This is a genomic window from Flavobacterium sp. JP2137, from assembly GCF_050562195.1.
Classification (GTDB): Bacteria; Bacteroidota; Bacteroidia; order Flavobacteriales; family Flavobacteriaceae; genus Flavobacterium.
In genome coordinates this window covers 364,535-385,903 of record NZ_CP191647.1, presented here as the reverse complement: position 1 = coordinate 385,903, position 21,369 = coordinate 364,535, and the positions used below count along the sequence as shown (strand labels likewise).

Annotated in this window: 13 protein-coding genes; 8 read left to right on the top strand and 5 right to left on the bottom strand. The window is 43.8% G+C overall.

The annotated features are described in order from the left end of the window. The first annotated feature begins 2 nt into the window (after positions 1 to 2). From ACQZ43_RS01620 to ACQZ43_RS01605, 4 genes are all read left to right on the top strand, one after another. Positions 3 to 1,211: an ABC transporter permease gene (locus tag ACQZ43_RS01620; RefSeq protein ID WP_430614099.1), complete on the top strand. Its 1,209-nt coding sequence runs from the start codon at positions 3 to 5 to the stop codon at positions 1,209 to 1,211. A 310-nt stretch (positions 1,212 to 1,521) separates the two neighbouring features. Continuing rightward, on the top strand, positions 1,522 to 4,038 hold the full coding sequence (locus ACQZ43_RS01615; protein ID WP_430614097.1) for a tetratricopeptide repeat protein: 2,517 nt from the start codon (positions 1,522 to 1,524) through the stop codon (positions 4,036 to 4,038). A gap of 11 nt (positions 4,039 to 4,049) precedes the next feature. After that, positions 4,050 to 5,828 (top strand): HSP90 family protein, encoded by a 1,779-nt coding sequence (locus ACQZ43_RS01610; RefSeq protein ID WP_430614096.1) that lies wholly within the window; start codon positions 4,050 to 4,052, stop codon positions 5,826 to 5,828. 6 nt (positions 5,829 to 5,834) lie between these two features. Beyond that, positions 5,835 to 6,899, top strand: a complete 1,065-nt coding sequence (locus tag ACQZ43_RS01605) for a hypothetical protein (RefSeq protein ID WP_430614095.1) — start codon at positions 5,835 to 5,837, stop codon at positions 6,897 to 6,899. A gap of 60 nt (positions 6,900 to 6,959) precedes the next feature. Here ACQZ43_RS01605 and ACQZ43_RS01600 read toward each other — a convergent pair whose 3' ends face one another. Both ACQZ43_RS01600 and ACQZ43_RS01595 read right to left on the bottom strand, forming a co-directional pair. After that, positions 6,960 to 9,356: a TonB-dependent receptor domain-containing protein gene (locus tag ACQZ43_RS01600; protein ID WP_430614094.1), complete on the bottom strand. Its 2,397-nt coding sequence runs from the start codon at positions 9,354 to 9,356 to the stop codon at positions 6,960 to 6,962. A gap of 160 nt (positions 9,357 to 9,516) precedes the next feature. Continuing rightward, complete coding sequence (locus ACQZ43_RS01595; protein WP_430614093.1) at positions 9,517 to 11,910, bottom strand: TonB-dependent receptor domain-containing protein; 2,394 nt, start codon at positions 11,908 to 11,910, stop codon at positions 9,517 to 9,519. Between the two features lie 384 nt (positions 11,911 to 12,294). Between ACQZ43_RS01595 and ACQZ43_RS01590 the strand changes: the two genes are divergently transcribed. The 3 genes from ACQZ43_RS01590 (at position 12,295) to ACQZ43_RS01580 (ending at position 15,602) form a co-directional block, all read left to right on the top strand. Then, positions 12,295 to 13,239 (top strand): aldo/keto reductase, encoded by a 945-nt coding sequence (locus ACQZ43_RS01590; RefSeq protein ID WP_430614092.1) that lies wholly within the window; start codon positions 12,295 to 12,297, stop codon positions 13,237 to 13,239. 199 nt (positions 13,240 to 13,438) lie between these two features. Then, the gene (locus ACQZ43_RS01585; RefSeq protein ID WP_430614091.1) at positions 13,439 to 14,437 is read left to right on the top strand and encodes a DUF2157 domain-containing protein; all 999 of its coding nucleotides are present in this window, start codon (positions 13,439 to 13,441) and stop codon (positions 14,435 to 14,437) included. Next, on the top strand, positions 14,424 to 15,602 hold the full coding sequence (locus ACQZ43_RS01580) for a hypothetical protein (RefSeq protein ID WP_430614090.1): 1,179 nt from the start codon (positions 14,424 to 14,426) through the stop codon (positions 15,600 to 15,602). The genes ACQZ43_RS01585 and ACQZ43_RS01580 overlap by 14 nt, the downstream gene beginning before the upstream one ends. Before the next feature lie 69 nt (positions 15,603 to 15,671). Here the strand turns inward: ACQZ43_RS01580 and ACQZ43_RS01575 are convergent, their stop codons facing one another. From ACQZ43_RS01575 to ACQZ43_RS01565, 3 genes are read right to left on the bottom strand one after another with little or no spacing between them, the layout of a single operon-like run. After that, the gene (locus ACQZ43_RS01575; RefSeq protein WP_430614088.1) at positions 15,672 to 18,308 is read right to left on the bottom strand and encodes a carboxypeptidase-like regulatory domain-containing protein; all 2,637 of its coding nucleotides are present in this window, start codon (positions 18,306 to 18,308) and stop codon (positions 15,672 to 15,674) included. A gap of 9 nt (positions 18,309 to 18,317) precedes the next feature. Next, entirely contained in the window at positions 18,318 to 18,992 is a 675-nt protein-coding gene (locus tag ACQZ43_RS01570; RefSeq protein ID WP_430614087.1) for a GLPGLI family protein, read from the bottom strand. A gap of 39 nt (positions 18,993 to 19,031) precedes the next feature. Further along, positions 19,032 to 19,214, bottom strand: a complete 183-nt coding sequence (locus tag ACQZ43_RS01565) for a hypothetical protein (protein WP_430614086.1) — start codon at positions 19,212 to 19,214, stop codon at positions 19,032 to 19,034. A 452-nt stretch (positions 19,215 to 19,666) separates the two neighbouring features. Here ACQZ43_RS01565 and ACQZ43_RS01560 point away from each other — a divergent pair, with 452 nt between their 5' ends. Then, complete coding sequence (locus tag ACQZ43_RS01560; RefSeq protein ID WP_430614084.1) at positions 19,667 to 21,313, top strand: helix-turn-helix domain-containing protein; 1,647 nt, start codon at positions 19,667 to 19,669, stop codon at positions 21,311 to 21,313. The last annotated feature ends 56 nt before the right edge of the window (positions 21,314 to 21,369 follow it).

Sequence of the window (21,369 nt, the reverse complement as noted above, 5' to 3'; positions counted from 1 at the left end):
ATTTGAACTTTCCGTTTTATATCGCCAAGAGATACGCCTTTAGCAAGAGCCGGAGCAATGCCATCAATGTCATCACAGCCATAGCTGCTGTGGCCATTGTGGTCAGTGCTATGGCGATGATAATCGTGATGTCGGTATTCAGCGGATTGAGAGAATTTAGCACCTCTTTTACCAACGAACTCGATCCCGAGTTAAAGGCTTTTAGCATCAAGGGAAAGAGCTTTGTGTTAACGCCAGAGCAGGAATTGCGATTGAAGGCGAGTCCTTCTTTGGCGGGTGTTTCCAAGGTCGTCGAAGATCGGGTGTTGTTTTTGTTCAATGAAAAACAAGTCGTGGCCAATATCAAAGGGGTGGATGCGGCTTTTTTGCAAGTGACCAATATGGAGAGCAACCTCCTATTCGGACAGTGGTTGGAAGCCGATTCCGAGGAAGTAGTTCTGGGATTGGGCGTGGCGCATAAGCTCTCTATGGGGTTGTTTGACACGGAAAACGCCTTCAAAGCCTATGCGATTAAACCGGGAACCGGAGCCATCGACAATCCGGAAAGCGCTTTTAACGAGCGCCATCTGATTCCGATGGGTATTTACACCTTAAAAAATGACGACCTCGACGAGAAATACGTCTTTGCGTCCCTACATCTCGCTCAGGAATTACTGGGTTTGGCTCCCAATGAGGTGTCCAATCTCGAATTCAAATTGGCCCCTCAGGTCAATTTAAACAAAGCCATAGCCGACATTCAGTCGATATTGGGCGAACAAGTGCAGATCAAAAACCGCATGCAGCTCAACGACAGCTTGTACAAGATGTTGAATACCGAAAATATCGTGGTATACTTGATTTTTACTCTAGTGGTAATCATCACCCTATTCAATTTGGCCGGAGCCTTGATCATGATCATACTCGAAAAGCAAAACAACATGAAAACCCTCCATAATTTAGGGGTGCGCGAGCGTTCGCTGCGCCGGGTTTTCCTGCTTCAAGGACTGATTTTAACGAGTTTTGGCGGGTTTATAGGCATATCCCTCGGCATCGTGGTGGTCTTGGTGCAACAGCGCTATGAACTGCTTAAAATAACCAGTGAGATGGGGTATCCCGTCAAAATCACCATTGACAACATACTCTTGGTCGGCAGTACCATTTTTGTGTTGGGATTCTTGGCGTCTTATGTCGCTGCTTCCCGCGTCAACAAGAAATACCTAAGAGGCGAATAACTTACAGCCGCTTGTAGTGTCCTTCAAAGCGCTATGCTCTATTTCCGTTTTACTTACCAATATTTACAGCTCGGCAAATCAATTCCTGTTCGAGCCGTTGCTTTTTTGGTGCTTTGCACGATCTCATCCCCTTGTAATTCGCGCATTTCTTTTATATGGCAGGCAATAGCTGGCCTTATTTTACTCAAAGTTTAATTTCTTTTTATGAAGCTTTCTATAAAGATTTGATATTTTTGTTTAACAGCGTAGTATTGAGGCGAACTTTCGCCCAAATTACCACTAATTGAATCGTTGACAGAAAAATTATATTATGGAACACCCTTTTAAAGAGATTTATCAATCCTACCTCGATGCGTATACTAGCGACAAAAAAAATCTAAGTGAAGCAGCAAAACAGTTCTTTACCCAAGCGGACTACAGCGAGGTGTCCGACTGGTACCGTGCACATGCCCTATGTGAAGTCGCTGTGGATGCAGCAGCTTTTGACGAAGACATGCAGCGTTTGCATCAGCAAATTTACAGCGAATCGTGGAATTACCACTGTTCGATGCGTTTGAGCGAAGAGGACTATGCCGCGTGGTTTGCCGTTTGCAAGAATCTCAACGACCGTGTAATCGCTTTGGGCTATAACAGGGCATATTGCGTGCAATACGATTTGATAGACAGTGCTCGTGCGGAGTTTAAGGACGAGAACATGGCCCACGATTATCTGATGAAGGGGGTGGCGCAAAACGATGCGGCTTCTTTGGGGACTTATGGCTACAATGTATATTACGGCATTAAAGGCGCAGAAGCTGCCGATCCGGAAGCGGCTTGGGACTTGCTACAGCGCTCCAAGTCATTGGGCTTTGAGCAAAGCGGTCTGTTGTCGTTGAACCTCAAATATTATACAGCCACTTCGGAGGAAGCGGGTTGGCAGGCGATACAAGAGCATATCGATGTCATCGAAAAAGAGCAGAAGGGGCGTTATATCTACGCCGATTTTTATTTGAGAAAAGGCGAAGACGAACAGGCCCTGAGTTATCTGGAAAAGGGTATCGAAGAAGGCAGTGCGTATTGCAAGTATTTGCTGGGACTAAACATCGTGAACCAGCGTTTTAAGCAGTTGGAAGCGGTACGCGGAATTCAGCTTTTAAAAGAGGCCTTTGACTATGGGGTGTTGTTGGCCGGATATACTTTGGGGTATCACTATTCTTATTCGCGCGCTGCCGATCAAGACATTGACAAGGCGATTTACTATTTTGAACGCGCGCTGGAGTATGGACTGCCCGATGCGATTTTTGAATTGGCATTGATCCGCATTTACCATCCCGAGCGAAAGGACTTTGAACGGGGAATGGCGCTAATCGATCAGTTGATCCAGCGGGAGTATCCGAGAGCATTTTCGGAAAAAGCCTATATTTTAATGGAGAGTCCAGATGTGGAAAGAGATCTCGACACCGCTCGTGCGCTGTTGGATAAAGCGATGGAAATGGGCAACGATTACGCGCCCTATCGCATTGGAATGGGTTATCAAAATGCGGAATTTTCAGAGAAGGAAGATTTCGAAACCGCTTTGGAATACTTTGAAATAGCCGCGTCGCGAAACAACCTGACGGCTATTGAAATGATCGGCAGATATTACCGATATGGATATACCGGCGAACCCGATGCCGAAAAGGCACTGGCGCATTATCGCAAAGCGGTAGACGATTTTAATTCGGACTATGCGCGCATAGAATTGGCCATGTGTTACGAGCAGGGATTCGGCGTTCAACAAAACTTTGAAACGGCCAAAACGCTTTACGAACAAGCGTTGGAGAATCAGTATTTATATGCGGCTATCCGATTGGCGTATCTCTACGAGGACAATTATTTGGGTACACCCAATCCGACCTTGGCTTTTGAATACTTCGATCGCGCAGCTCAAGCGGGCATAGCAGAAGCAAAATACCATGTCGCTCGATTTTATCGCTACGGCGTGGGTATGCCAGAAAATCCCGAACGGGCCTTGCAACACTTTCAAGAGGCTTTGGATCTGGGATACATCGATGCCCATGTCGATTTGGGATTGGCGCATGAAGAGGGGTATGGCGGACTGCCGACCGATCCTCAGCAAGCGCTTCAACACATGACTGCCGCTGCAGAACAGGGTATTGCCTATGCACAATACAAACTGGGATGCTACCATTCCTATGGGTTTCTCGATGTTCAGGATTTGAGTACCGGTAAAGCGTGGTTTGAAAAAGCCTATGAAAACGGATCGGCTTTGGCGGCTTTATCCCTGGGCGACTACTACCTTTACGGCTATGAAAACACCCAAGAATACGACCGAGCAATGGAGTTTTACAGCTTTGCAGAGCAACACGGCTATGTTTCGGAGGGAATGGGAATTTGCTACGAATTTGAACTCGGCGTAGACAAGAGTTTGACCGAGGCTTTTAAATATTATAAAATCGCCTCCGAAAGGGGCTATGCCGATGGAACATACCGATTGGGGATGTGCCATTATTACGGCAAGGGAACCGATGAGGACAAACCCGAAGCCTTCTTTTATTTCAAACAGCTCGCCGATGAGGAGCATGTAGACGCTCAAAATTTTGTGGCGATGATGCTGTTAAAGGGTGAGGGAATCGAACGAGATGTAGAAGAGGGCATCACCTATTTAATTTTAGCGGCAGAAGCGGGTAACGACTCGGCTCAATACGAGCTGGGCAATTGTTATTTAAAGGGAGAAGGCGTGGTTCAAGACGACGATATGGCGATGCAATGGTATCAGAAAGCCGCGGAAAATGGCCACGAACAAGCGATGAAAATCACGGGAAATTCTCCGAGAAGACGCCGATAGGCATTATAAAAATGGAAGAAAACAATCAGTATCAGTTTCAGGTAAATATGAAGGGGATGATCGAATTATTATCCGAACATATTTACAGTTCCCCTACGGTATTCATTCGAGAATTGCTTCAAAATGGCATGGATGCCGTTACGATGCGCAAGGGAATCGATCCCGATGTGCAGGGGCAGATTACCGTGACATTTTTAAGAGACAAAATCGTATTTCAAGACAACGGCATCGGACTGTCACAAGCCGATATGCACCAGTTTTTATCCGTGATCGGACAGAGTTCCAAAAAGGGGGCTTTGGTCGACAAAGAGCTCATTGGCAAGTTTGGAATTGGATTGCTGTCGTGTTTGGTTGTCAGTGAAGAAATCGAAGTGGAATCGCGCTCCTTGCTCAAGGGGGAATCGTTCCGATGGAAGGGCCGGGCCGACGGTACCTATACGGTAGCGGCCATGGAAGCCTTACCCGAAGTCGGGACCCGAGTGATTTTACTGGCCAAACCCGAATGGAAATCGCTTTTTAGCAGGGACGAAATTCGGAAAAACGTTTTGTTTTACGGCAGTGCCTTACCGATTAAGGTGGTTTTTTGCGAGGGAGATGAACGGGAAGAAGTGCTCGATGGCCATCCGATTTGGCTCGATAAAGACGCCTCTAAAGACGCGTTGATGGAATACGGTAAAACGGTTTTTAAAACCCGTTTTCTCGATGTTTTTCGCTTGGAATCCGATGCCGGCGAACTGCAAGGGGTGGCTTATGTCATTCCCAATAAGGTGTCGTTTTCCTCGACTAAGGAACACAAAATATTTTTAAAGCGCATGTATCTCTGCGATCAGGCGACAAACCTACTGCCGGAATGGTCGTCTTTTGTGCGTTGTATTATCAATACCAATGCCTTACAGCCCACGGCCTCCAGAGAGTCGTTGATGAATAATGCCGTCTTAAAGCAGACCAAAAAGGAATTGAGCGATTGCTTTAAGGATTACCTCAAGGTGTTGTCGATGACCGATGCCAAAAAAATACAGCAGCTGATCACCGTACATCATTTATACATCAAAGCCCTGGCGGCGGCAGATACGGAAATCATGACGCTGTTTTTGGATTATTTACCCTTTGAAACCAATAAGGGGTTGCTGTCCTTTCAGGACATCAAGCAATACGGCCAACAGCTCTATTATACCCCGTCTTTAGACGATTTTAGACAGTTACGCCGTATAGCGGGCTCCCAAAACAAAATGGTGATCAATGCGGCCTACAGTTATGAGTCGGATTTGATTGAACGCATCAAAAGGGCCGATGCGCAGCTGAAAATTGACCGTATAGTTCCGCAAGACTTGCTGGACGAATTGGAGGAAGCCCTTGATTTGTCTGCGGAGTTCAAGCGTTTTGTAGAACGGGCCGATTTGGTGTTGCAAAAACAGTTTTGTCGGGTAGCGATAAAGAATTTCAAACCCCAAGACACACCCACCCTTTACATCGCCAACGAAGAGGCTTTGAGCAACAAGAACATCAAGGGACTGACGGCAACGGCCAATCCGTTTGCATCGACCTTACAGCACTTTATCAAAGATGAAAAAGTACTGCCTACGCTCTGCTTTAATCAGGGCAATGACCTGATCAAGCAGCTGGTGTATATCGACGACGAACTCTTGTTTGAAGCGGTGATTCAAATCATGTATATCCAAGCCTTGATGCTGGGGGGATATACCATTAATAAAAAAGAAATGGATGTGTTTAACGACGCCCTATACCAATTGTTGATCATGGGGATGTCGCAATTTTTACCTAAAATTTAAGTGACGATGAACCACAATTTACAAATACAAAAAATCCTTTTAAAGGTAGCGGATTTACCCCATTTTGACGACAAGATTCGCGTGCTAAAAGAAGCGATACAAATTGCCGATATGCATAACGATATCGAGTGGGGTTTTGATCTGAGATTGGACCTGATCCGACAAGAGCGAAACACCTCGAAGTGTCAAGAGAGCTTTCCCGCCTTTGCGTGGCTGCTCCATGCCCGCGATAGCGATCCCGATTTGTTTGAAGAATCCGATTTTTTATGGGAATACAAATGGATGGTCGCTTCGGCCTGTAGAAATACCGCCATATCCAAAGAACAAATCTTGCAGATCAGCGATGATTTACGCCTTCGATTGGAGCGCAACGGCTATACGGCACGTGCCTATCACAACGTGATGACCTCTTGGTATTTGCATTTGGGCGACTATGCTCAAACTCGAGAAAGCATAGCCTTGGCCGATGCAGAAATGGTCGACGACATGGCCAATTGCCCCGCTTGTGAGTTGGATACCAAGGTTGAATTGGAATTGCTAGAGGGCAATATGGACCACGCAATCGCTACGGCTTATGATTTAATTCACCATAAACTCAGCTGTTATTCCATGCCGTTTCAAACGTTTTGCTGCCTGTGTTATTATCTGGTACGAGCGGGAGACGAGCGCGCTTCTTTGTATTTTGACATGGCGATGGAGGAATACGACAAAAGCGATGCCTACGACACTTCGGTCTTTTTTGCCATGACGATATTGATGTATTATATGCACCATACACAACAGGAGGAAAGCTGGGCGTATTTTGAGAAAATTTCCGAATGGGAAATAGACTCGGAAGATGTACACCGCTACAACTTTGCGATACACATGTTGCCTATGTTAAAAGAAGGCGGCAAAAAAACCTTAAACATTTCGCCTAAAATGGCCTATTACGAGCCAGACGGCATCTATGATTTAGCCGCTTTACGCGTGCATTACTACCAGCAAGCAGCAGATTTGGCAGATCGATTTGATACGAGAAATGGCAACACCCATTTCACCGATCAATTCAAGCGCTTTGCCGCAGAGTAAAACCGACAAAAAAGGATCCGCTAGGATCCTTTTTTGTCGATTAAAACGGGCCGTTTGCCGTTAACTTCTACTGCGTTCTTCTTCGTTGCCGGTTTGCGTGCTTTTTGCCTTAATGTTTTTATTGCCGAATTGGTAGTTGACGCCAAAGCGCAGCATACGGGTTTCGTTTTTGTTGTTGACCATGGTATGCGTCGTAGTGGTTGAGGTATACAATCGGGATTCGCTGCTTTTAAAAATATCGCTCACACTCAAATTCAGTTGCAGGTTTCCATCCATCATTTTGTAACTGGCGCCAAAGCTCACGTCGGTTTGCGGGTCAATGGCATATACGAGAAAGCTGGTTTTGGAACTGAAATAGGCGTTTAATTCTAGAGACAACTGCGAATCTATTTTAAAGGAGTTGTTGGTCGAGAAAAAGAAGCCGGAATCGTTGAGCAAATGGTGCATGGATTTCGCGGGATCTATATTGGATATTTTGGAATAGGAAGCCGTGACGATATTGACACTCTGCCACCAGTTGTACTTGGAAAAAGTATAGCTTTGGCTGATCGAATAGGTTTCCAAATCGTAAAAGTTTTCGCGGGTAAAGGTTCTGGATTTGGTCTGTTCATCGATGTTTTGAATTTGAAAAGAGCCGTTCAAGGTCTTCGAAAAGGAAACTTTGGTGGTCCAATTGTTGGCGTACGTAAAGGACAACGCTGTATTGTGGGTGTTGTAAGGTTTTAAAAACGGATTTCCCTCGGAATAGCTATAGGCATCGACATACCACCTAAAGGGGTTGAGCTCCCAAAAGGACTGCCTGTTGATGCGCTTGCTGTACGTGAAGTTTAACGAATGCGCTGCCGTGGGTTTGAATTGCAGGTAAACCGTGGGGAAAAAGTCGATAAAATCGCGTTTATCGGTTCGATTCATCGCAATCGAATTTCCCTCTGTTTGGGTTGCTTCCATGCGCAAGCCCAGCTGCGTAGTCCATTTGGAATTCCAGTCTTTGGAACCGCTGAGGTATAGCGATTGGGTATTTTCCCTATAGTCGAAGCGGTCGCTTTTGCTAAGGTCTTCTATCGGACTTCCCGTAATACGGTCAAAGTATTTGGAATCCGAGGCATTTCGAATAAAGTTGGCTTTAACCCCATAATCCAGTTTTAGGAATTTCATCGGATGTTCAAAATCGATCTTCGCACTGTAGATTTGTATGTCCATATCGCTGCTGCTCGTCGCCTTCATCGAGGCAGGAGGTAAAGGCGAGGATAGGTAGAACTGATCGCTTTCAAACGGCCGGTAATTGCCCTTGTCACTGCTGAAGTAATCGACATTGGCCGTGGCTTTTCTGCCCAGGGTGTCCATTTGGTATTCGTAGTTGAAGTTGAGGTTGTCAAAGAGGTCTTTCCGGTCTGCACCACCCGTGGTCAACAGCTGCGAAAACAACACCTCATTACGGTCGTATAAGTGGGTATGCGTAATGTCTTCAATGGCGGTATTGTTGTAGATACCGTGTAGGTATTGCAGGCCTATACTCGATTTATCAGTGAGTTGATAGTCCATTGAAACCTTGGCAGATAAGTTGTTGAGCCGGTTTTTCGACAGGTCTTCCGCCACCCAAGTCTCGTCGGTAAAGTAGTTGGTCAAGCGCTCTATGCCCCGCGTTTTTCCCTTGGTAACATCCAAGCTGGCTTGGGCACTAAACTTGTCTTTGGAGTAGGTAAAGGTGTCGCCAAACTTAAAATAAGCATCTGTCGCTTGGAAATAGTTGAGTCGCACCGAATTACTCCACGCATTTTCTCGCTTTTTCTTTAAGACGATGTTTAGCAAACCACTATTTCCTTGGGCATCGTATTTGGCAGGTGGGGTGGTGATGACTTCGATCTTTTGAATGTCGTCTGCAGATAGGGTTTTTAAGTAATTGTTGAGGTCTTCCCCGCTGAGTTGAACGATTTTGTCGTTGATCATCACTGCAATACTGTTTTTGCCCACCATTTTGATATCGTCTTGGGTTACGATAATTCCAGGGGTGGCTTTAACCGCATCCAGAGCATCGCCAGTGGAGGCGGTGATGGAGTTTTCCACGTTAAAAACCGTGCGGTCAATTTGGCTTTCAAACAGCTTTTTTTTGCCTTCGATGACGATTTCTGAAAGCTGGGACTGATTGTCGATGGGCACTACACCCAAATCGAGGTTTCCCAGCACCTTTAGCGCTCGCGCTTCATAGACGACCCCCAAGTATAAAAATTGTATGCTATAGGCGCCATCCGCCACGCCTTCAAAGCGAAAGACACCCGCCACATCGCTATAGGCTTGAACCACCTCGTCGGTATCGGTGGCCGTTAAGTGAATTTCCCCGAAGTCGATCGGTTGCGCTTCCTTATTTTGTAAAATACCGAATACTTGATTTTGTGCTTGGGCGGTACTGCCGCAAAAAACAAACAAAATTAACGCGAGGCATACAGGTAGAAGTTTCATAGTTTTTATTATAAGTAATTGCTGTATATAAGGGGATTTTCGTGCCGTAAATTCAATGTAATATAACTGCTTTGTATCTAGTTGATTAGGGGTAATTCAAAAACAAAGCTGTTCACTAGCGCACACTTAGTGTGCGCTAAAGGACGGTTTATGGCTTTTTTCACATTCTATTGCGCGCTTCCTCGTCGCCGCTTTGCGTTTTTTGGGCTTTGATATTTTTATTTCCAAAGCTATAGGTAAGGGACAAATTGGCGTAGCGGTTGTCGTAATAATTGTTAAAGGTGGTTTGGACTTCTCCGGTGTTGGTATAGACCTTAGAAGCACTGGTTCGAAACACGTCATAGACGTTGAGGCTAAACTTTAATTGTTCGTCCAGCATTTTATAACTCACGCCCAAATCGAGGTTGGCACTGGGGTCGACTTTATAAATCATATAGTGGGTTTTCGAGCTGAAATACCCATTGGCTTCCACCGCTAATTGCGGAGTGATTTTAAAGCTGTTGTTGCTCGATACAAAGGCATTCGCCCCATTTTGCACTTGATACACCTGTTTAATATCGTCGTTTAGCGTTGATCTGGACCAGGTTACCGTAAGTGCGTTAATGCTTTGCCACCACGGATAGTTGGAAAAGGTATAGCTCTGATTGAAGGCATAGCTGTCCACATTGTAAAAGTTTTCCTGAGTGAAATTGCGGGTTTTGTCGATTTCATTGATGTTTTGTACCTGAGTAATGGCGTTGGTGGTGCGGCTGTATTCCACCTTGGTGTTCCAGTTGTTCTTATAGGTATAAGACAGTGCTACTTTATGGGTGTTAAAAGGCTCTAAAAACGGATTTCCCTCGGAATAACTGTAGGCATCGATATACCATCTAAAGGGATTTAGTGCCCAAAAGGAAGGGCGGCTAATGCGCTTGTTGTAGTTGAGGCTGATACTGTGGTTTTCCGTTGGTTTATACTGTAGGTACACGGTGGGGAAAAAATCCAAAAAGCTTTTCTTTTGCGTTTGCGCAAGGGTGTGTGAAGTGCCTGTGTTTTGCGTGGCCTCCATGCGCAAACCGAGTTGACTGCTCCATTTGGGCGTCCAGTCTTTAGTGGCGCTCAAGTACAAGGCCTGTCCCTGTTCTTTATAGTCAAAGCAATCGCTCTTGCTCGGATCGGCTATGGGTTGTCCGCTGATGCGGTCAAAGTATTTTGAATCCGAAGCGGTTTTAATCCAATTGACCTTGGCGCCATAGTCGAGTTTAAACGCCTTCATCGGATGTTCAAAATCCAGTTTGGCACTGTATACATCGATGTCGATATCGCCATTGCTCGTCGCTCTAGTCAGGGAAGGAGGTAGCGCGGTGTTGACGTAGTTGTGCTCGCTCTCAAAAGGGCGGGTGTTGTACTTGTCATTGCTGAAGTAATCCAGGTCCAAACGCAGTTTTTTCCCCAGCGTATCCATCTTGTAATCGTATCCGAGGTTAAAATTTTCAAAGCGATCCTTTCCTCGGGAATGGCCAGAAGTAAACACCTCAGAAGTGCGCTGTTGCTGTTGATCGAATACGTCGGTATGGGCGTAGTTCCAAATCGTTTCTCGGTCGTAGTTGTTTTTCATATATTGCACATTTAGGCTGGATTTTTTGGTGAACTGATATTCCAGGTTGATTTTAGCGCCGAATTGCTTGCCCTGTGTGCGCTCGGGGTCCACGGATATCCACGTCTCGTCGGGATAGACATTGGTCAGTCGCTCGATTCGACTGTGGTAGCCGTCGCCCAAATCCAAATTGACCTGTGCGCTGAGCTTGTCTTTGGAATAGGTAAAAGTATTGCCAAATTTAAAATTGGCATAACTCGCCTGATAGTAATTGAGGCGGGTGCTGTTGTTCCACGCGTTGGCGCGTCGCGGCTTTAAAACGATATTTACAAGCCCGTTGTTGCCTTGGGCTTCGTATTTTGCTGGAGGCGTGGTAATGACTTCGATTTTTTCAATATCGCTGGCAGAGAGGGTTTTGAGGAAGGTGTTTAAATCTTCCCCGCTGAGCTGAACCAGCTTGTCGTTGATCAGCACCGATATACTGCTTTTTCCAATGATTTTGATATCGTCGTGGGTAACCGACACTCCCGGAGTTGCCTTGAGCGCATCTAAGGCATCCCCACTAGAGGCCAATAGCGACTGTTCCACGTTAAAAACCGTGCGGTCGATTTTGCTTTCATAAAGCTTTTTCTTGCCTTGAATAACGATTTCCGAGAGTTGGGACGTTTTGCTAAGACTAAAAGTTCCCAAATCGATATCGCTGTCGATTTGCAATTCTCTTTGCTCCTGTATATTTCCGAATTCAACCAGTTGTAAAACATAAATACCGCTGCTCAGATCGGCAAAGTCAAAGGTACCCAAACTGTCGGTATAGGTCTGATATACCCGGTCGGTGTCGGATTGAACGAGGCGAATATCTCCAAAGTCAAGGGGCTGTTGTTTGAGGTCATAAAGCGATCCGCGGAGGTGATGCTGCGCGCTTAGCGGACTAACGACAGCAAATACCATCAAACACAAAAACAATTTTAAGCATTTCATAATCATAGGTTTTAAAACGTTGTGGATAGCAGCTTTTGTCGAGACTGTTTTACTGCGTCAAAGCCGTGTTTATCCGAATGGCACAACCGCAACTAATGCGGGTTCACTAGGTATATGAGATTTTTGTGCCAAGAAGGTATGATGGACTAAGGTATTGATTAGTAAGGGTTTGATTTATATTGCGGATGGATGGTGTTCGGAAGCGAACAAAAGTTGTGCGCTTGCGAACACTGTCAAACGATAAGCCGGCGACTCTAATAATGCCGATCGTTTACCCGAGGGGCGCAGCGATGCGAAGTGTTAAGAATCATTTAAAATAGTTTTAGTTGGCTTGGAAAAAGCGTAACTTAGTAGGTATGTTTGTTTTAACCTAATACCTGAAAAATGAAGCAATTAAAATTTAAAAATGGAGATTTAATGCCTGCTATTGGGTTGGGAACGTGGAAATCGAAGCCGGGAGAGGTAGGAGAAGCGGTCAAAACCGCTATCGCCAATGGATATAGACACATTGACTGTGCGGCAATTTACGGCAACGAGGCGGAAATAGGTCAAGCCTTGGCCGACTTGTTTAAAGCGGGCGTGGTCAAGCGGGAAGAGCTTTGGATTACCAGCAAACTGTGGAACGATTCCCATCAGTCGGACTATGTTTTACCCGCCTTAAAAAAGACGTTGAGCGACCTGCAATTGGACTATTTAGACCTGTATTTGATTCATTGGCCCGTGGCCTTTAAGCACGGTGTACAGCCCAGCTCTGCCGCCGATTTTCTTTCGCTGGAAGAGGTGCCTATAATCGAAACGTGGACCAAGCTGGAAGAAGCCTTGGAACTCGGATTGACCAAACACATTGGAGTCTCGAATTTCAGTGTGCTAAAGCTTTCGGATTTATTGCAAAAAGCAAAGGTTAAGCCAGAGGTGAATCAGGTGGAATTACACCCGTTTTTACAGCAAAACGACTTGCTGCAGTTTGCGCGAGAAAACGATATCTTATTGACGGGCTATTCCCCATTGGGATCCGGAGATCGTGCCGCAGCTACGAAAAAAGCCGACGAGCCGAGCCTGCTGACGCATGAGGTCATCGCCCAAATAGCCGAGGCCAAAAAATGTACCACGGCTCAAGTACTCATCGCTTGGCAAGTGCAACGCGGTACCGCGGTTATTCCCAAATCGACCAATGCCGAAAGGATTGTGCAAAACCTGGAGAGTGTGCAATGTATCTTGACCGATGAGGAGGTCGCGAAAATCAATGCCTTAGACAGGCATTACCGCTATGTGGATGCCAAGTTTTTTGCCGTACCGGGCAATACCTACGGCAATGTATATGACGAGTAATCGCGATACCACAACACCCTGCGAATACCACCACCCAAATAAATTTTATTTGGGTTTTTTTATGGTTTTTACCGCTAATCGCCAGGAAAATCTCAACGGTTAATTTTTCGAGATTCACAATTAAAATTGGATAAAATCCCGCCGATAAATCCGTCCTAAAAATAAAACATTACATTTGATTGATATTTTATAGTAAAACATGGAGAATAATAGAACAGTCTATGCGCAAAAACTTTTGGAAAAAAAGTTGCTTACAGCCAATCAGTTTGAGCAAATCGAAGCCTACCGCAGTCGCAAGATCTTTTCCGTTCGCACGGAATTGAAAGCCTTACTATATGGGGCAGTCTTGCTTTTTACCTCGGGTGTAGGGCTCTTGATCTATCAAAATATCGATACCATTGGGCATCTTTCCATATTGGGTTTGCTGGTGGTTATCGCGGCGGTTTGCCTGTATTTTGCCTTTAAAAACAGCGCGGGCTTTAAGCGCGACGAGACGGCTTTTGACAACCCCGTTTTTGATTACCTCGTCTTGGCTGGTGTATCCTTGTCTTGTGTTTTTGTGGCCTATCTGCAATTTCAATACAACGCCTTTGGGTCGCATTACGGATTGGCAACCATAGTGCCGGTGCTGATTTGTTTCTCTTGTGCCTATTACTTCGACAATAAAAGTGCACTCTCGATAGGTGTTACGGGCTTGGCCGCTTATGTGGGGTTAACCGTTTCTCCACAAGCCTTGTTTCAAAGCGAATTTTACGACGACAAAACCCTGAGCTATTCGGCCGTCTTACTCGGTGTAGTACTCGTCTTATGGTCGATTTATGCCGCTAAAGTAAATTTGAAAAAACACTTTAATCTGGTGTATCTCACCTTTGCCTTGCACCTGATTAGCCTGTCCTTGTTGAGCAACCTGTTTCAAGAATCGGGCTGGTGGTATATCGTTCCGCTTGTCGCGTCTTCTTACTTTTTTTACAGAGCCTCCTACCAAAATGCCTCGATAAGCCTATTCGTCTGCACCGTTTTATACGCTTACATCGGCTTTACCGGTTTTGTGTTTAGAACGCTGGATTATTTCGATGTCTTCGACGATCTTTTCGAAGGACTATTAATGGTGTCCCCCTTGTACTTTATCGCTTTAATCGTGTGGTTTATCAAGCTAATTAAGAATTTCAACAAACAACTGTCCGATGATCGCATATAATAAAACAGACCTGGAAAATACCCTGCTGGTAGAAGAAGCCTTGAATTTGTATGACGGCGGTTTTATCAATAAAGAGCAATACCGCATGATTGAAAGCGAATTGCCCCCCTTAAAGAAGCAACCGCGTTTGCTACTCAGAGCGGGACTGCTTTTGGTGGGACTTATATTGTGCGCTTCGATCGGTGGAGTCGTTTCTCTTTTTGCCTTTTCGCTGCACGATGCTGGAATAATTGCCTTTGTAATTGCGGCAATCACTTTGGTGGGTTTGGAGTGGATGGTGCGCAGTAAGAAGTATTTCGGTTATGGCTTGGACGATGCCTTTTTGTGGAGTTTCCAATTGGCCACAGGGGCTGGAGTCTTAATTGTACTGGAAGCTCTGGATTATTCCGAACAATGGACAATCTGGTTTTGGGGCATCGGTGTACTCGTGGTCACGAGCTTATGCGCCCTTCGCTACCTCAATGTCGTATCGCTTGTGGCAGCCTGTGTTTTCGCTACTTTTACCGCAGTCTATTGGCTGGTGGAAGAAAAGGTTTCCCTAGCTTCTTTCGCGATGATGGCGTTTGCCGCTTTGCTGGGCTTGGGCTTCTATACGCTTCGAAAACGGACAAAAGCGGACGTTTATTCCGCACTGTGGACCTGGGGGTGGTATTACAGTCTTTTGTTGTTTTACCTCTCGGGAAACATGGTCATCGTTCTTAATTTTTCGCTTTACTTTTATATGGCTGAGGCTTCGGATATGGTAGTCTCGTTGCATTATATCGATTATTTTTACTGGTTTATGACTTTTGCCGTACCGCTCAGTTATATCGCCCTGGGGGTGAAACAACGCGACAAAGGCAGCTTGTGGTTGGGTTTATTCACCCTGGCTTTTTCGCTGTATAACTTAGTACAACTCACGGCCTTCTTATCGGGAGCCTGGTGGCTTACTTTGGGTGGCTTGCTGCTGTTTGGCCTGACCTTTATTCTTGTTAAACGATTGAAGAACAAGCAAACCGGACTGACGTTTGAAGCCGATCGACTCGCCGACGATACGGATTTTATCCATGTAGAAGCACTGATTGTGGCGGCCCAATTGGGATTGAAACCCGGAGCAAGTCAAGAAGCACCGATGAAGATGGGTGGTGGTGATTTCAGCGGCGGCGGTGCCGGTGGCTCTTTTTGATGGAAGTTTTTTTGGAAATAAACAGGGATTTGTATGAAGCCCATAGAAAATAAGTATAAGCCTCAGAATTTATAATGTGTAGTTGACCCCTAGGAGTACATAACCAGGAATTTGGGCGAAGTTGTTTTTAATGATATAATCTTCTCGATAGCCAATCGTACTCCAGTCCAGTTTGTTCAGGTGGAATAGGTTGTCGCCGATGAGTGACAATTCAAAGCGCTTGCTCATTTTGTACGACAGCTTGCCTTCTAATAAGTAAAAAGTATTTCGATCGTAGAGAGACAAGGTGTTGGTTTTGTATGCGTATTGCAGATCAAATAGTAAACTTTTATTTATTTTATAAATTAATTTGGCTCCCCAGCTTTGAACCGCCTGATGAAATGGAGGGTGAATGGTGGACTGACTTTTTTGATATTCAAAATGGTAAAACACTTCGGTGTTGAGGGGTTTTTTGTAGTTGCTTTTTAGGGTCAGTCCAACAGTAGATTTACCTACAATCTGCTTGTTTTCTCGTGCGCTTATATAGTTGTAAAAACGGTGTTTTAAGTAGCTGCCTTTTAGTACTACTGCCCATGGTATGACGTTGAGGTTCTTGTTGACGAGTAGGTTGAGATACAACTGCTTGGTTTGAGGTGATGCAATTCGTTCATAAGTCGAGACAAACTTATCATGGGTGATGTTTTTAGTGCTGGGGTGTTGTTGGATATGGTAGTTGAAAATAGCGACAATTAAAGTGTTAGAAAAGGATTCGAAGAAATGGTATCTCAGTTTGAAGTCTTGTTCTGAATAATGCGTTTCAAGGAACGTACCGGGAACATACCAGGTATTAAAATTTTCTATAATCGGTTTCTCAATAAATAAGTCGACCTCATTGGCCTTGGTTTTTTTTTGGTAGCTTAAATTCAAATGATGTTTTTCGTCAAGGTATAAGGAGAAATTCGCAAAGGGATTTATTTTAAAAAGGGAGGCAGAGGTGGCGCTGTTCTTTTTAAAATTGTAAAAATCAAAGGCCGTGCCTACCTTATAGCGAAGCAGACCTTTGTTCTTGTTCCAACTAATAGCACTTCCATATCCATGTGTTTGTAAATGCAAATCGTTGATGTCTTGAGTGTAGGCAGGGTTCTGATCTAATTTTGTAATCGAGGTACTCGATGTCAATTCGGTGTATGCTTTGACATGGAAAAAGTGTTGGTCGCCAAGTCTATATAAAAACGCTAAGCTTCCACCCAACTGTATGTCCTTTCTATTGCGCTGCTGTATTAGCTGCTTAAAAGTTGGCTCCAAGAAAGTAACTGGAGTGTAAAATAGAGAATCATAGTGCAAGGCGTAGTGAGCGGGCAGTTGGCGGTAATTAATTTTTCCCTCCGTGATCAAGAGATTGTCCGCTATCTGGGTTATGGCCGTTATATTGTTGTTGATTTTTAGTGATTTACTGGTTCTGTCTTCGTAAAAGTGATTGGCTGTATGGGTAAACTGAAAGTCTATGTCGTTGTTTTGAGTAAGGCGGTGGTTAGAAATAACTCCATTATACGCCAGGGTGGTTTTCGGAGACTTTTCGTAGTGAATCTTTACAGCAGCGGTGTATAATCGACTTAAATCGTTTTGAACGGTTTCTTCTTCTGTAAAAACATCGTGCGGATAGGTGTATAAATTCGAATACCGCCATTGGCTTTTATTGTGGTGGTAGAGCAGGTACGAATTGATTTTAAAATGATTTTTGGGTTGGTAATTAAAGTTTAAAGCACTTAGTCCGTTGGCCTGTTTGTACTTGTTTTTTTGCGGACTAAGCAGTTGTTTTTCTTCTTCGGACAACTCGATGCTATGGTCTTCGGTCAAGACTTCGCCAAGACCTCCTTGTAGCTTAAGATAATCTTCGATACTGAATACCTCTTTGCCAATGCTGTTCTGCGAGCTCAATAAGGTTAAAAAGTATTTCGGCTGTATGGTCATCAGGTTTAGCTTGGTGTCATAAGCGTCTTTTACACCTCCGTGAATCGATATTTTTCCGGATAATTTATCAATCCAACGTTGATTTACCGCGACATTAATCACGGTTTGCTCCCTAGATTGAAACCCTTTTAAAAGGGAGTATTCGCTGTAATTGTTGAGTACTTCAATGTTTTCAATGCTTTCTGCTGGGAGGTTTTTACTGGCAATTTGCGTGTTGTTAGCGAAATAGTTTTGGCCGTTAATCAGTACCTGGTCGACGGTTTTCCCACTGGCTTTAATACGGCCCTTTTCGTCTACTTCTAAGCCGGGGAGTTTGTTCAATACATCTTCTAAATTCACCTCCGTACCGTCGACGAAGTTTTTTACCCGATAACGGATGGTGTCGGACGCGTATTGAGTGCCAGTGTTGGTTGTTTTGATTAATATTTCATCGAGTAGGCTACTATCTCGTTTTAAGATAAAGTCTTGTAAATGGGAAGTACTGTCGTTGATCGTGATTTTTTTGAATTCGGATTGGTATCCGACGAAACTCGCTTGTATCAGCAGTTCTCCCGTATGGTCGCTGTGTATTTGGTAATGTCCAAGTTCATCGGTGGTATGGTAGGCAAGTAAAGTGGAATCCTTTTTTTGTAAAAGAGACACCGTGGCAAAAGACAGGGGGCTTTTTTGTTCATCGATGACGGTTCCAAATAGGCGTGTTTGACCATAGGAGTTGACGCACAAAAGTATCAGTAAAAGGGCTAGCGATTTAATCATGAATCTCTTTTACATTTTTATGACTTTGATTTCATCGTTGTTTTCGGATACGCCATATTCACTGAGTTTTTCATCTTTTAACTTCTTAAACGCTGCTCGACTAATTTTTTTGCCTCCCTTTGGCATGTTTATTTTTTCTACGGTTGACTTCTCTATCTTTTCAGCGGTTATTTTTTTGCTTTTCGTTTCCACTTCCAAGATGAGTCCGGGTAAACCATAATATTTTGATGGACCATCGCTTAGAGCTATTTCCGTGGAATACCAAGCTATTTCTCCAAATTGATTTTGCGCTTTACGGCATAGTAGTCCACAAACCGTCTTTTCTTCATTGTCAAGTGTCCATTGGGGTTTTTCGAGGGATTCTTCAATGATAAAGGCTCTGTCTAGGATGCTTTCTTCTGAAACGAGTAGCTCAGTAGCGAAATTTTTATACACAGTACGGGCATTTGATTTGGATGCTGAGGGGGAAATGTGACTGTAAATGCTCTCCGGCGAATGCACGGTTAATTTCATTTCGGCATCCAGAGCTCTTACTTTTTCCAAGACTAAGGCTTCTAATTTTGGGTCGTTCAGTTGTTTCTTAATTCGGTCGAGATTTTGGGTCTCCTTATAAATTACAGCTAAGGATTGCGCTTGTAGCGCAGTACCCGATATAAAAAGGGCAAGAAAAATAACATATTTCATAATCGTTGTGATTTTAGCCTCCAACGGGAAGTCGGAGGATTAATAAATGATTATAATAACATCGTCACCAATAATGATGATGCCTTCGCTGGCTAGGGCTTGAGATACGGTAGCGGTTTGAGCACTTTCTGTTAAGGTCGACATAGCTTTTGTATCTGTTACCGCTGCCGAACTTATAGTAAAGCTCAGCACAGCGATGAGACTGAAAAATATTTTTTTCATAATATTAAATATTTGGGGTTAAAAACTGCGGACGATCTTTTAAAGTCATAAAATCTCTTCGTTGGACGCTCTCACTTGCAAGTCGAGATTATTCGGATGTTGCTAAACAACAGAGCAATGAAAGTAGGAAAAAGCGTTTGAACGTACAAAAAAGAGTAAGTGTGGTTTATAAATAACAACTAATTTTAAGTTCAGTATTCCGAAAACTTCAGTCGTGGTTGTGTAAAAAGGAAGCGTTGCGCTCAAAAAAACCAAACTAATTTTTAAGAATACCATAGCGTCACTACGCAACAAAACCATATAAACCAATCGGCCATAAACCAAATTATTTATAGTGTCATTTATAAATGGCAAGTTTGTTTTGCTTTTAATGTATTGTATAGCCTTATTTTTAGTATTAAAAATCTTATATTTATTAAAATTGGCGAGTAAATATTAATAATTCGTTGTGAATGAAGTGTAGACAGCAACTTGTTTTAATTGTTTTTTTTAATTCGGCGATAGTTTTGGGACAACGCAATACCTTGGCTATTCCCTATTACAAAAAAAGTAACGAGGTCTTTTTAGGGGTGACAATTGGATTAACCCCAAAAGAGAATCCGCTGTTTGGAGGTGCAACAACGTTAACAGTTGGTAGTGAGTTGGTACGTGCCAAAGGCGTTTTAAACGGTTTAAATCTGTTTACTACCCAAGTGGAGCAACAAAAAGTAGCCTGCGCTTTGATTTGGGAGGGGACTGATTGCAGTGATAATTTAGACACTACGCATCTTTATGACCGCAGTTTTAAAGTGGCTTTAGGAAAATCTATAAGAGCCCTAAAACCTTATTCGAAAGTCAAGGAAAGCTTTTGTAACTGCCAAACCAATATTGCTATCGCCGCTGTGTATTTCCATGTTGAATCGTATGATAAGGCATTGAAATTATGGAATGAATGCGAAATTTACCTTGAAAAAACGCAGTTGCCAGGTTGTCCAAAAATCTATTTAGAGGTGCTCATTTGGAAAATGCGTGTTTACGAGCGATTGGGCGAAATCGAATTGTTGAAGAAAGCCTTGGTCAAGGCAAATAACATCATCAAAAAAGACGATAATCTCTATGAATGGGAACGGCTTCAATGCGCTGTTTTTGAGTCCAAGTCGGATCTCGACGCTTATCCAAACCGAGCTATAGCTCGGTTGCAGGATCATTTAAATAATCCCTTGCTAAAAACCGAACCCGCTTTGCAAAGTAGAATCTACAGAGATATAGGGTTTGGGTTTTTAAAAATTGGACAAGAGCGCAAGGGATTAGGAGCATTATTGTCTATGGATTCTATAGTGAAAAGGCACTTGATGTATGCCGATGCGGAATTGCGATGCGGTTATGAAAAGGCCATAGAGGTGTATGGGAAAAATGGTAACAAAGAAGAACACTTGTATTTTACTACTCGGTTGCTATATCTTAATCGCATAGGGATGACAAACTGTGACGAACTCAATCACAATTTATATACATTCTTCGAAAAAAGGCAGTTGCTATATGAAAAAGCATCGCTGGAAACATCTCTAAAGCAGTGGAGGTTATACGTGCTAGCGGCTTTTTTATTGTTTATGAGTGCGGCAGGAGCTTTGCTCTATTGGCTATACAAACTCAAGAATCGACAGGAATGCACCTTAATAGAAGCGGTTACCGCTTGGCTTTTGAATCCCGAAAGTGATATGCGCAAGTGTCTACCCGCTACTACGGTCGATGTAAAAAGGGAAATAACAGCGGCAATTTTAACGAAGTTGGCAAATTTTGAAGCGCAAAAGGGGTTTTTGGATCGGGAAATTACGCTGAGTACTTTGGCAAAAAAATTGGAAACCAACACCGCATATTTGTCCAAAGTCATCAATACGACAAAGGGAAGCCATTTTTCGGCTTATATCAATCGTTTGCGGATTGAATTTATTTATAATAGATTAAAGACAGAAGAGCAGCTATTAAAATACACCATAGAGGGCATCGCAAAAGAAGCTGGATTTAAAACGGCTCAGAAGTTTTCCAATGCCTTTTTACAATTTAAGGCCGTGCGTCCGTCCGTTTTTATCAAAGCATTGAAACGCGATAAAAAAAACTAGGCGCTTTGATGGGACTAAAACAAAAAAAATCCCGAAGCCTTATTGGGAAAGGCATC